Source organism: Akkermansia sp. N21116 (assembly GCF_029854705.2).
Classification (GTDB): Bacteria; Verrucomicrobiota; Verrucomicrobiia; order Verrucomicrobiales; family Akkermansiaceae; genus Akkermansia.
In genome coordinates this window covers 291,713-304,788 of record NZ_CP139035.1, presented here as the reverse complement: position 1 = coordinate 304,788, position 13,076 = coordinate 291,713, and the positions used below count along the sequence as shown (strand labels likewise).

Sequence of the window (13,076 nt, the reverse complement as noted above, 5' to 3'; positions counted from 1 at the left end):
TGATTTCGGCAAACCAATCCCAAGAAGAATCTGTCGAAAATAGTTTTTTTGATTGAACGGGAGTACGGCATTTGGAATCAGATTCCTTTGGAGCTTATGGAACCGAATACTCAGCAAAAGCCCGGCCTTGACTCGGAAGTGCCGGAGTTGGAACCCATGCCATGGAAGCCTGGGGAAACTTTGGGTGAAGTCATGGAAAGACGAGGCATTTCGCGACGCCAGTTTAATTCATGGTGCCTGAAATTGGCCGGATTGATGGGGATTGCTTCTGCTTTTGGCGGAGAAACCCGGGCGGAGGAAATTGCCCGGAAGATTGCCGATCTGAAACGTCCTGTCGTCGTATGGCTTCAGTTGCAGGAATGTACGGGATGTTTGGAAAGTACAATACGCAGTTACAATGAAGAAATCGGCAATCTGGTATTGTCTGTGGTGTCAATGCCGTATGTGGAACTCTTGATGGCTCCTTCCGGGACAGCCGCCAACAAGGCTTTGGAGGACGCCCTGAAGGAACCGCATATTCTCGTAGTCAACGGTTCCATTCCGATGAAGGACGGTGGCGTATATTGTACGATCGGCGGTGAAACGACTGAAGCGGTTTTGCGCCGTGCGGCCAAGAATGCCTCCTACGTGCTGGCTGTCGGGGCCTGTGCTTTTTTCGGATCCGTGCAAGCAGCTCGTCCGAATCCGACGGGAGCAGTTGGCGTCCGTGATGTCTTGACCGATGTACCCGTTATCAATGTACCGGGTTGTCCTCCGATCGGAGATGTGATTACGGCTGTGATCATGTACATTTTAACGATGGGGCAAGCTCCTCCTTGCGATGGGCTGGGAAGGCCGTTGATGGGCTATGGACAGAGGATTCACAACAATTGCCCGCGCCGCGCCCATTTCGATGCGGGACAATTTGTCCAGTCGTTCGACGATGAGAATGCCCGCCAGGGATTCTGCCTGTACAAGATGGGTTGCAAGGGACCCAATACGTTTTCACCTTGTCCCATTGTCCGGTGGAACGGCAATGTCACGTTTCCGATCCAGGCGGGACATCCCTGCATCGGTTGTACGGAATTGTATTTTTTCGATCGCATGTCGCCATTCTACACGGAATTGCCCGATGTTCATGGATTCGGGATTGAGGCGAATGCCAACAAGGTAGGTGTTGCGGCCATGGCTGCCGCCGGTGCGGCCATTGCCGCCCATGTGGCCGGAACGGCGATTCACTACAAACGCCAGTATTTGAAGGAAGAAACGCGGGTTTCTCTGCCTGCCTACGGAGATGAACCCGGAGCTCGGGATTATGGGGAAGACGATGAACCGCGGCATGCAGATTCTCCCTGTTGCGACAGCTCTCCCCGGAAGGAAAAAACGGATGGAAACAACTAACCAGATTACTACAAAACGATGAATTCCAAGACTTCCGAGAACGTCGAGCCCTCCCGCAGAGTTGTCGTTGACCCGGTGACCCGCATCGAAGGCCATTTGCGCCTGGAATTGGAGGCTGCCGACGGTGTGATCAAGGACGCCTGGGTGTCCACGACGCAGTACCGCGGTATTGAAACCATCGCCTGCAATCGCGATCCCCGAGACGTGTGGGCGTTTGTGGAGCGCATTTGTGGCGTATGTACGGGTTCTCACGCCGTGGCGTCGATACTAGCTGTGGAAGATGCCTTGGATTACAAGGTACCCGTCCAGGCCCGCTTGATCCGGGATCTGGTGAATGGCGCTCTCGGTATCCAGGACCATGTGATCCATTTCTACCAGCTCCATGCGTTGGACTGGGTGGATGTTGTCTCCGCCTTGAAGGCTGATCCGGCCGAGGCGGCGAAATTGGCGCAGAAGTTGTCCGACTGGCCGATGTCGTCTGTGGAGTATTTTGCCGGCGTTCAGAAGAAGCTTAAGGAATCGATTGCCTACGGACAGTATTCGATTTTTACAAATGGTTATTGGGGGCATCCCGCCTACAAATTGCCGCCGGAAGCCAATCTAATGGCCGTGGGGCACTATCTGCAGGCTCTGACCTGGCAGCGGGACATGATCAAAATTCATACGATTTTCGGAGGCAAGAACCCTCATCCGAATTTTCTGGTCGGTGGTATGGCCTGTGCTATTAACATGGACAATTACCAAACGGTCAACCAGTATGCCATCAGCCTGGTTAAGCAGTTGATTGATCTGAGCCACGATTTCATCCATAAGGTGTATTATCCCGACGTGATGGCGATCGGATCGTTTTACAAGGATTACTTCCATATTGGAGCTTCCAACCCGAATGTGTTCTGTACGGGTGATCCCGCTTCGTCCTGTTCCGGGAAACCGAAGGGAGACGGCTTGATCAAGCCTGGTGTTCTCCTCCGTGGAGATTACAAAAATGTCATCGATTTCGACCAGGACAAGATTGCCGAGTTTATTTCCAGCGGGTGGTACACCTACACCCAAGGCGATAATGTCGGCCTGGATCCATACTCCGGTGAAACCAATCCGAAGTACACGGGGCCCACGCCTCCGTACGAATGGCTCTCGGACCGCCAGAAATACACATGGACAAAGGCTCCCCGTTACGATGGTTTTGCCATGGCGACGGGACCGAATGCCCGCATGATGCTGGGGTATGCCCAGGGAGTTCCCAATATTGTCGAGAGGGTTCATGCCATGTTCGACCAATTGGGGCTGCCTCATGACAACGGTCTGCTCAATTCCACGATGGGGCGGACATATGGACGTGCGTTGGACGCCATGATTACGGTGGACAAGATGGTGGCGCAATTCGATGAATTCGTCGCCCGTATCAAGGCGGGGGATACGACGACCTTCAATCAGGAAAAATGGGAGCCGGATTCCTGGCCGAGAAAGTGCAAAGGCGTCGGGTGGGTGGAAGCCCCACGCGGCAGTCTGAGTCACTGGGTCCATATCGAAAACAAGACAGTGACTAATTACCAGTGTGTGGTTCCCAGTACCTGGAATAGTTCCGGCCGAGATCCCGAGGGGCAGATGGGACCGTATGAGTATTCCCTGGGTCATAGCGGCAGGCACCCTCTGGTGGATCCTTCGCAGCCCTTGGAAGCGTTGAGAACTGTCCATAGTTACGATCCGTGTCAGTCGTGTGCGGTACACCTTTTCGATGAACGGGGGAATGCCATTTCAACTCATCAGGATCCATGAAGACGCGTGTAGAAATAGGGGATGTCGGTGTGATGGTGCGCGACCCGCTCCCTTCCGGTTCGACAACGGCGCAGGAACTCCTGAGGATGGCTGCCGCTGCTTCCTGCAATGGCGGTGACGATCCGGGCGATGCCGCGCTGGTGCGTGCGGCAGTCGAGGAAACAGGAAGCATCGGCTTTAGCCAAAAGGAGGGATCTTGGATCGCTCCCGGCCGGACAAGGCCGTATAGTACGGCCCGGATCAAGTCGGAGGGCGGAGGGGAGGAACTGGAAGTAGCCCGTGGCGATTTGTCGTTTTTGATGCGTATGTGCGGTGTATCGCGCGAAACATGCATGCAGATGGAAAAAGCGATGCATGCCTATGCCCACCAAGGCTACCGGGCCGTCGCCCTTGCGACGCGCCGGAACGGCGGGGCGTGGGAATTCCGGGGTGCGATCCCCATGATTGCCAACCGGTTGGTGAAGAGCATCCGTGATGCTCGTACGGATTTCCGTTATTTCCCCTTGTGGGACTGGCCCCTCCGCGTTCTCCACTGGATGTGGGTAGCGAGTGTGCTGACGTTGGCGGCTACCGGTATTTGTATTGCGGAAGGGTGGTTTCTGATACGCGGCGAATTGACGAGCCGGTTTGAGTTTGGAGACGTGCGTTTCATTCATTATGCCGTGGCCTGGATTTTGGTGGCGGTGTTGATTTTGCGGTTTAGCCTCTTCTTTTTTGCCTCCAACAAGTACCAGACTTTTGCTTCTTTGTTTCCGGTGTCGCGTCAGCGCTGGGTCGACCTTTATCAAACCGCGCTGGATTATTTTTTCGCACGCAGTTTCGACGGTCCCCGTTACATCGGTCACAATCCTCTCCAGCAGTGGACGTACACGGGCGTTTACGGTCTGTTTACCTTCATGGTGGTAACGGGCTTTGCCCTGTATGCCTTGTACCAGCCGACGCATTGGTTTTATAGTTGGTTCATGCCGTTGAACGATTGGATCGGGGTTGCCAATGTCCGTCTGCTCCACTTGATCGGCATGTGGTGCTTCCTGCTGTTTGCTACGATACACGTTTACCTGAGTATTCTTGCAGGTAATGTGGATCGCGACGGAACGATTTCTTCCATGTTCAGCGGCGGCCGCTGGGTTCGCCGCGGAGTACGGTTCCACGATGAATAATTTTTTCCAGACGTTTGCCGCGGATGCCTGTGCTTCCGGTCGCGATCCTTGCCGCCTTCTTGTCCTTGGGCTCGGGAATCCCGTGATGGGGGACGATGGGGCGGGTATTGAGCTTCTGCACTTGGTGCGCGATGGGGGGGGATGGCCGGAATCCGTCGTTTTTGAGGATGGCGGTACAATGGCGATGTCCCTGCTTCCTCTGATTGAGGATGCCCGTGGCGTCTTGTTCCTGGATGCAATGAAGACAGGGGCTGCTCCAGGCTCTGTTTTGCACAGGATGCGTGAAGAATTGCCGGGGTTTTTTTCGCGGACATTGTCACCGCACGAACTGGGGCTTCATGAGGTGCTGGGGGCTGCCCAGTTGCGGGGGACGCTACCTCCGTTTATGGAAATGGTCGGTATCGAGGCGGAGGATGCCGGGTTTGCCCGGCCGATGAGTCCGCCTGTTCGAGCCGCGCTGGAAGCCGCCGCTCGTTTGGCCAGGGAGAGAATTGCCGCCATATTGCAGCAATGTGGGGAGGAGGGTGCTCATGCATGAGGCGGGGATTGTGGCCGGAGCTTTGTCCATGGCCCGTGAGATTGCGGTGGGCAAGGGAGGGCGCCGCATCACGCGGATGGTACTGACGGTCGGATCGCTTAGCAGCGTTGTTCCGGAAGCATTGGAAAATGCCTTCCGTGCCTTGTCGCACGGTACGATGGCGGAGGGCGCTTCCCTGGAAGTGGAGTGGGTAGAGGCTTGCTGCCGGTGCAGTACTTGCGGCAGCGATTTCGAATTTGCCGGCAACGGTTATGTGTGTCCCGGTTGCGGAGAACCCAGCATGGTGATCCTCCGGGGGCGTGAATTGGAACTCAAAACAGTAGAATGGATCTAAGAAATTATGTGCAAGGAATGCGGATGCGATCACGGAGGAGACGTTAGAATTGACGGTTGCCCTGTCGAGCCCCGGGAACACGGTCACTCCCATGAGGAGGGACATACCCATGCGGAGGATGTTCACATGCCCATTTTGGATGAAAATGCGCGGGTGGCGGAACGTAACCGCGGATATTTCGAGGCGAAGAATGTCTGGGTGCTGAATGTCCTGTCGTCTCCCGGTTCAGGCAAGACGACTCTGCTGGCGGAAACGGCCCGGCGCTTGAAGGCGCAAGGAGCGGAAGTGGGTATGATCGTCGGGGATCTGGCGACGGACAACGATGCCGTCCGCCTGCGCGAAGCCGGGATTCCCGTGGTGCAGATTACGACGGGAACCATGTGTCACCTGGATGCGTCCATGGTGGCCCGTGCGGCACGTCAAATGGATCTGGACTCCTTGGATATATTGATTATCGAGAACGTCGGCAATCTCGTTTGTCCGGCGGATTTCGATCTCGGCGAACATGCCCGTGCGGTTTTGTTATCTACGACGGAGGGTGAGGATAAGCCATTGAAATATCCTCCCATGTTCCATATGGCGGACATCGTTGTTATTACCAAGACTGATCTCGCAGGACCGGCGGGATTTGACCGGACGGCAGCTCTGGCTAACCTGAATCGGATTGCCCACCATGCGGATATCCTGGAAGTGTCGGCAAGGACGGGCGACGGCATAGATACCTGGTGCGATGTTCTTCGGCACCTTCGTACACGCGGTTATGCGGGGGATGGACATCACCATCATTGATTGTGATTCGGCATGGAGACGGTATGCAGGCTTCAGCTTTCCCTGACGGGGACTGTACAAGGGGTGGGATTTCGTCCTTTCGCGTACCGTCTTGCTTGTGAAGAAGGACTATCCGGCTGGATCAGGAATGATCCCGGCGGCGTGGCGATTGAGGTAGAAGGTCCGCGGAATTGCCTCCTGGCTTTCGTTGAACGACTGGAAACGGAAAAGCCGCCCCTGGCGTCCATTTATAGCATGGAGCCCTGTTGGCTGGAGCCGTCCGGTTTATCCGGCATGGAGATTCTGGAAAGTTCCTGCGACGGTGCGACGGAACCGGTTCTTCTGCCTGATCTGGTGATTTGTCCGGTTTGCTCTGCCGAAATCCGAGATCCGGCGAACCGCCGCTTCGGTTATCCGTTTACCAATTGTACGCACTGCGGACCCCGCTATTCCATCATCGAATCCCTTCCGTATGACCGTGGAAATACGAGCATGAAACATTTTGCCATGTGTCCGGATTGCCGGAGGGAATATGGGGATATGGCGGATAGGCGTTTTCATGCCCAGCCGGTGTCATGTCCTGCATGCGGCCCGTCTCTGGCGTTGTATGGGGAAGATGGTTCCATGGTGGAATCGGGGAGATCCGGGGAGAAGACCTCGTCAATGATTGCCGCTGCCGCCGATTGCCTGAATGGCGGTGGTATCGTGGCTCTGCTGGGGTTGGGTGGAGTCCAGCTTTTGACGGATGCCCGCAATGAGAAAGCTGTATGCAGGCTTCGCGAGCGCAAGAGACGGGATGCCAGGCCGTTTGCCCTGATGGCTCTATCGGAGGCGGTAGTGCGGGAAATTGCCTTTTTATCGCCGGAAGAACGCCGGGTGTTGTCTTCACCGGCGGCTCCGATCGTGTTGTTGCGGCGCAGGGACGATGTTCCGCCAGAATGTTTGCCGGCTCCGTCCGTGTGTATGTTCAGCCCTTGGGTGGGAGTCATGCTGCCGACGACTCCCTTGCATCATCTATTGCTGGATTCCTGGGGAGGGCTTCCCGTGGCAACTAGTGGAAACCTCAGCGACGAGCCCCTGTGCGTGTCGCCTGAGGAAGCCTTGTGCAAACTGGCCGGTATTGCAGATTTGTTTTTGATGCACGATCGGCCCGTCCTGCGTCCGGTGGACGATTCGGTCGTGCGGGTATGGCGAGGCCGCGAACTTGTGGTGCGCCGGGCACGGGGATATGCTCCCTTGCCTGTGTGCGGCCATGGGGGGGAAGGTGAACCGGTAATTCTGGCTCTGGGAGGGCAGATGAAGAATGCCCTCGGCTGGCGCGTCCGCGGAAGGTCTGTTCTGAGCCAGCATATGGGAGATTTGGATACCGAGGCTTCACTGGTCTCGTTTCGCCGGGAGGCGGATGATCTGGGACACCTGCTGCATGCTTCGCCGGAACTTGTTGTTGTAGATTCCCATCCCGACTACCAGGCTTCCCTGTATGGGCGTGATCTGGCTGAGAGGAAAGGCTTGCCGCTGGTGGAGGTCCAGCATCATGTGGCGCATGTTCTTGCGTGCATGGAGGAGAACGAAGTTCCTTTCCCATGCCTTGGCGTAGCTTGGGACGGTACGGGGTACGGTCCGGATGGTACTGTGTGGGGAGGGGAATGGTTTGCTTTGGAAGAAACTGCTTGGAAGCGTGTGGGACATCTGCGGACATTTCATTTGCCGGGTGGGGATGCCGCCGTCCGGGACCCGCGCCGTGTGGCGTTTTCCCTGCTTGCCGCGCCGGAACTGCAGTCTTGCCGGACATTGCGCGGAAGGTTGCAGGCGGCTTTGGCCCCGGATTTGTCGAAGGCGTGCCGGTTGATGATAGAGAGGGGACTGAATGCGCCGCTTTGCAGCAGTATGGGACGTATTTTTGATGCAGTGGCCTTTTTTCTGGGATTCGACGGATTGATTCGGTGCGAAGGACAGGCTGCCATGCAGCTGGAAGCGTGGGCATGGGAATATCCGGAGGCGGAGTGGGGGCACGTTCCTCCTCTTTCCTGGGGAGAAGGGGACACCGGCGGCGTGATGGACTGGGTTCCGGCATTGCAAGCGTTGGAAACCGGGTTGGCGGCAGGTTGTTCACGGGCGCGGCTGGCATGGTGTTTTCATGACGGTCTGGCGGAATTGATCGTGACGCATGCTTTGAAATCGGGTAGAAACAGAGTTTGTGTAGGCGGCGGGTGTTTTCAGAATGTTCTGTTGCTCGAATTGCTAATGCGCCGGGCGGAACGTGCCGGAGTAACACTCCATGTTCCCCAGCGGGTGCCGGCCCATGACGGAGGGTTGGCGGCCGGACAGATTGCGGCCGTGCTTCACCATTATCCAGCTTATTGATATTATGTGTCTTGCAGTACCAGGTTTAATCACGGGCATTTCGGACGCCGATCCGCTTTTTCGGATGGGCATGGTTGATTTCGGCGGTATTTCCCGCGAGGTCAATCTTGGTTGCGTACCGGAAGCGGAGGTAGGGGATTACGTCATCGTCCATGTGGGAATGGCGTTAAGTGTGATGGATCGCGAGTCCGCCCTGCAGGCGAGGGACGATTTGAGGAAGATGGTGGAGGAGAGCGATACCGGGCGTGGGGAAGGCGCCTCCGAATCGTGAATGTAGCGGCTTTCTATCGTGACCCGGAGGCTGTTTCCCGGCTGGCCGGGGAAATTGCCGCCTTGGTGGCGCACCCCTGGAAGCTGATGGAGGTGTGTGGCGGGCAGACGCATGCCATTGCGAAGTATGGTCTGGAGGAACTGCTTCCGCCGGAGATTGAGTTGATCCATGGACCGGGATGCCCCGTTTGCGTAACTTCTGTCGGGCTGATTGATCTGGCGGTAGAACTGGCAGGGAAACCTGGAATGATTCTTGGCAGCTACGGAGATATGCTGCGGGTGCCGGGAAGTCGTGGCGATCTGTTGTCGGCTCGTGCCCGTGGTGCCGATGTCCGGATGTTCTATGCTCCGATGGATGCTGTACTGACGGCTCGTGATAACCCGGACAGACAGGTAGTGTTTTTTGCCGTCGGTTTTGAAACGACGGCTCCCGCCAGTGCATTGGCCGTGAAGATGGCTGCCCGGATGGGATTGGACAATTTCTCCTTGCTCGTCGCTCATGTGGCTGCGCCTCCTGCCATGAAAATGCTTTTGGAATCGCCTGACGCTCGTCCGGATGCTTTTTTGGCTCCGGGACACGTGTGTGCCGTGACTGGCGAACGCGAATATGCGGAACTGGCTGTCCGGTATCATGTACCGGTAGCGGTCACGGGGTTCGAACCGGTCGATTTGATGGCGGGTATTCTGGCATGTGTCCGTCAGTTGGAACAGGGTGAAGCGCGTGTTGACAATACCTATGCGCGTGCGGTGAGGCCGGAAGGCAATCCGTCGGCGTTGGAATTGATGCGTGACGTATTTAGTCCGGTGGACAGATTGTGGCGTGGTTTGGGAGTGATTCCCGGCGGAGGCATGGATCTTTCGGAAAGTTATGCCGCGTTCGATGCCCGGAAGAAATTCAGTCTTGCCCTGCCTGCTCTATCTGAAGTACATCTGGAATGCAGGGCTGGGGACGTTTTACGGGGTATCCTGAAGCCGGACTGTTGTCCTGCGTTTGGCGTACGCTGCCGTCCCGAATCCCCCCTGGGGGCGCCGATGGTATCCGGAGAAGGGGCTTGCGCTGCTTATTACCGATACAAAATGAATAGATAACCTTCATGAACACTTGGAGAATCAATCAATGGGGAGCGTTTGCCGCATTCTTTCTGATAGGAAGCATGGCGGGGCAGGTCCGTGCCGGAACGGAGATGAAGCAGCAGCCTAATGTCCTGCTTATCCTCGTCGATGACATGGGATGGCAGGATACGTCCGTTCCTTTTCATTACGGGGACAGCGGCAAGGCTATTCCCTCTCCGGGTAATGCCGTGTTTAAGACGCCGGGCATGGAGAAACTGGCTGCCCAGGGCATGATTTTTACCCAGGCGTATACCCCCAGTGTGTGTTCTCCGAGCCGTACCGCCCTGATGACCGGAAACAATCCGTCCCGCACCCATATCAGTAACTGGACGAATCCTGACAAGCCGGCGGATACGAGTATGCGGGGAATCAAAACCATGCGTCCTCCTGCCTGGAGAATGCAGGGGATGACGTCAGATGATCCGAGCCTTGCCCGTATGCTGCACGACGCCGGTTACCGGACTCTCTTTGTCGGGAAAGCCCATTTCGGACCGACTTCCAATTCAGCCGCTCAACCGGAAAATCTGGGATTCGACGTGAATGTCGGCGGATCGGGAGCCGGGCATCCCGCCTCGTACCTCGGAGAGGATTGCTATGCCGAAAAGTCTTATAAGGAAACGGGAATACACGGAGTCAGGGATGTGCCCAATCTGGAAAAATACTACAACACCGATACGTTCCTGACAGATGCTCTCAGCACGGAGATGGCTTCCGAAATCCGGGAATCCGTGAAAACGGGCAAGCCGTTTTTTGCCTACATGGGGCACTATGCCGTCCATTCCCCCCTGATGAAGGATCCTCAGTTCCAGGCTCTGTATCCCTCCTTGAAGGGAGCTCTTCTGAATTATGCCACCTTGATTTCCGGGATGGACAAATCGATTCTCCATCTTCTGGGAACATTAGACGAAGCGGGTGTTGCCGACCGTACTCTGGTCGTGTTCGCTTCCGACAATGGTGGAACCGCTCCCTGGAAAAACAAATGCCTTCCGCTTCGGGGTATGAAGGGGACTCCCTATGAGGGCGGCATCAGAACGCCCATGATCGTTTCCTGGGCGAAATTGAATCCCGCTCAGCCTCTCCAGCAGCAGTATCCGATCGTCCCCGGTAGCCGGTGTGACCGTGTCGTGGCCTTGCAGGACATGTTTGCGACGCTCGGGAGCATGGCGGGAGGCAAGGTCCCGGACGGTCTGGATTCGTACGATATCAGCGGTCTTCTTCGCGGGGACGGCTCATGCAACCGTCCGCAAACGTATTTCCTCAATTTCCCGCACCAGCACAACGATGCCTATTACGTCCTGTACCGGGAGGGAGACTGGAAGGTTATCTACCGGTACCATACGAAAAAGTGGGAACTTTACAATCTCAAGTCGGATATGGAGGAACAGCATGATTTGACCCGGGAATGTCCGGAACAGTTGCAGGCCATGGCTCGCAAACTGGTGACGGAACATACCAGGCATGGCGCTCAGTTTCCGATTGATACTCAAACAGGACTTCCGGCGGTTTTCGTTATGCCGGATCAATCTTCAAAATAACCGGTTCCATGTTTTCCTGCCCGGTTCCCTACGATGATTCCGACCGCGTGTCTCTGGCTTGCGGCGGAGGCGGATTGCTGATGAACCGTCTGCTGGAGGAAGTGTTTTTTCCGGCTTTCGGGACAGATTCGTCTTCTCTGCATGACTCTTCCCTGCGTTCCGTACCGGGGGGAACGCTGGCAATGACGACGGACAGCTTTGTCGTCCATCCACTGGTGTTTCCCGGCGGAGACATCGGCTCGCTGGCTGTTCATGGGACGACGAATGATTTGGCGATGAGCGGTGCCCGTCCCTTGTATTTGAGTGCGGGATTTATTCTGGAGGAGGGTCTTGAAGTGGCCGTCCTGAAACGAATCGTCAAGTCGATGGCCCGTGCCGCCTCCGAGCTGGGAGTGAGCATTGTGACGGGCGATACCAAGGTCGTGGAAAAAGGGAAGGGCGATGGCGTTTATATCAATACATGCGGCATCGGTTCTCCGGAATACCCGGGATTGATTGCTCCCTCTTCTATCCGAGAGGGAGATGCGGTGATCGTCAGCGGTGATTTGGGACGGCATGGAATGACGATTATGAGCGTGCGGGAAGGATTGGGGTTCTCCTCGTCGCTGGAGAGCGATTCGGCTCCTTTGTGGCCGTCGGTTGATGCTTTGATCCGGAGCGGCGCCGACATCCATTGCTTGCGGGACATAACCCGCGGAGGCCTGACAACAACCCTGAATGAAATTGCCGATTCGTCCGGATTGGGTATTGTTCTGGACGAAGTATCAATCCCGGTCTGCGACGAAGTGCGTTCTGCCTGTGACGTTCTGGGGTTGGATCCCCTCCAGGTGGCTTGCGAAGGGCGTTTCCTGGCGATCGTCCCGGCGGATGCCGCCGCGCGGACTTTGGCTGCCCTGCGTTCCGTTCCCGTTTCGTCCGGAGCATGCGTTGTGGGGCGGGTAGAAGGCCGCATGGCAGCACCTCTTGTGATGAATGGAGTTATGGGGGTGAGGCGTATACTGGGCATGCCATCCGGAGCCCAGCTGCCCAGGATCTGCTAAACTTTGGCGTGTTGATGGGGTGGATTGTAGAGGAAAAATAAGTTGAAAGACATTTTTTTCGTGAATGAAATGCCGGGAGAATTTGTCTACCCTGCATGCCAGAATTCTCAAATGCATTTAGCGGGCTCAAGGAAGACCGGAAGCTGACGGATAAGGAGTTGATTCGTGCCATCCGGTTTATGATTGCAGCGGAATATGAAGCCATCCAACTTTATGAGCAGTTGGCGGAATCCATTGACAACGAACTTGCCAAAAAAGTCCTGATTGAAATCTCCAATGAAGAAAAGGAACATGCGGGCGAGTTTTACAGGCTCCTTCAAGAGTTGGCCCCCGAAGAACAGGGCTACTATGATGAAGGAAGTGAGGAAACAGAGGAAAAAATCAAAAAATTGGGTAAATCCTGACCGTTTCATTCCGGGAGTATCCCGTTGACAGTTATTCGTGAACCCTCGTGTTCATCGTGCCCGGTTCGACATTTTTGTCGAGTCGGGCTTTTTTTGTGTAGAAACGTTTTTGCCTTAATCTGGGATGGGGATCATTTTTCTGATCGTAAGGTGGTTATAATTGGTTATTTGGTGGATGTGGGGAGAAATTACAGTTAATTAACCCTCATGATGTCGACTTTGTTGAAGCGGTTTGGCAATCCGTTATAAGTATCAATAAGTCATTTATTGTAAATAGATAATAATACAATAAGAAGCAGAATAAAGATTTATTGTAGAAACCTACATTGAGGCTATTTCCTGCGAGAAATTTGACCTTGATAACGGATTGCCAAACTGTTATTAGAAGACAATA

General features: G+C 55.4%; 12 protein-coding genes. All 12 read left to right on the top strand.

Annotated elements, in window-relative coordinates; genetic code table 11:
• Positions 1–96: 96 nt before the first annotated feature.
• The 12 genes from QET93_RS01195 to QET93_RS01140 all read left to right on the top strand — a co-directional run bounded on the left by QET93_RS01195 (position 97) and on the right by QET93_RS01140 (position 12,682).
• On the top strand, positions 97–1,380 hold the full coding sequence (locus QET93_RS01195) for a hydrogenase small subunit (protein ID WP_280132968.1): 1,284 nt from the start codon (positions 97–99) through the stop codon (positions 1,378–1,380).
• 18 nt (positions 1,381–1,398) lie between these two features.
• Positions 1,399–3,156 carry a nickel-dependent hydrogenase large subunit gene (locus tag QET93_RS01190; RefSeq protein WP_280132967.1) on the top strand — a complete coding sequence of 586 codons (1,758 nt, stop codon included), beginning with the start codon at positions 1,399–1,401 and terminating at the stop codon, positions 3,154–3,156.
• Positions 3,153–4,316, top strand: coding sequence for a cytochrome b/b6 domain-containing protein (locus QET93_RS01185; RefSeq protein ID WP_280132966.1), 1,164 nt, complete (start codon positions 3,153–3,155; stop codon positions 4,314–4,316). The genes QET93_RS01190 and QET93_RS01185 overlap by 4 nt, the downstream gene beginning before the upstream one ends.
• Positions 4,309–4,854, top strand: coding sequence for a hydrogenase maturation protease (locus QET93_RS01180; RefSeq protein ID WP_280132965.1), 546 nt, complete (start codon positions 4,309–4,311; stop codon positions 4,852–4,854). Before QET93_RS01185 ends, QET93_RS01180 begins: the two co-directional genes overlap by 8 nt.
• Positions 4,847–5,188, top strand: coding sequence for a hydrogenase maturation nickel metallochaperone HypA (locus QET93_RS01175; protein WP_280132964.1), 342 nt, complete (start codon positions 4,847–4,849; stop codon positions 5,186–5,188). The genes QET93_RS01180 and QET93_RS01175 overlap by 8 nt, the downstream gene beginning before the upstream one ends.
• A gap of 6 nt (positions 5,189–5,194) precedes the next feature.
• On the top strand, positions 5,195–5,977 hold the full coding sequence (gene hypB, locus QET93_RS01170) for a hydrogenase nickel incorporation protein HypB (RefSeq protein WP_280132963.1): 783 nt from the start codon (positions 5,195–5,197) through the stop codon (positions 5,975–5,977).
• A gap of 12 nt (positions 5,978–5,989) precedes the next feature.
• Positions 5,990–8,320, top strand: coding sequence for a carbamoyltransferase HypF (gene hypF, locus QET93_RS01165; RefSeq protein WP_280132962.1), 2,331 nt, complete (start codon positions 5,990–5,992; stop codon positions 8,318–8,320).
• Entirely contained in the window at positions 8,235–8,591 is a 357-nt protein-coding gene (locus QET93_RS01160; RefSeq protein WP_322190051.1) for a HypC/HybG/HupF family hydrogenase formation chaperone, read from the top strand. The genes hypF and QET93_RS01160 overlap by 86 nt, the downstream gene beginning before the upstream one ends.
• Positions 8,588–9,679, top strand: coding sequence for a hydrogenase formation protein HypD (gene hypD, locus QET93_RS01155; RefSeq protein WP_280125803.1), 1,092 nt, complete (start codon positions 8,588–8,590; stop codon positions 9,677–9,679). The genes QET93_RS01160 and hypD overlap by 4 nt, the downstream gene beginning before the upstream one ends.
• Positions 9,680–9,684: 5 nt before the next feature.
• Complete coding sequence (locus tag QET93_RS01150) at positions 9,685–11,238, top strand: sulfatase-like hydrolase/transferase (protein WP_280132961.1); 1,554 nt, start codon at positions 9,685–9,687, stop codon at positions 11,236–11,238.
• A gap of 8 nt (positions 11,239–11,246) precedes the next feature.
• Positions 11,247–12,278 carry a hydrogenase expression/formation protein HypE gene (hypE, locus tag QET93_RS01145; RefSeq protein ID WP_280132960.1) on the top strand — a complete coding sequence of 344 codons (1,032 nt, stop codon included), beginning with the start codon at positions 11,247–11,249 and terminating at the stop codon, positions 12,276–12,278.
• 95 nt (positions 12,279–12,373) lie between these two features.
• A complete protein-coding gene (locus QET93_RS01140) occupies positions 12,374–12,682 on the top strand; it encodes a ferritin family protein (protein ID WP_280132959.1) in 309 nt (102 codons plus the stop codon).
• Positions 12,683–13,076: the final 394 nt, after the last annotated feature.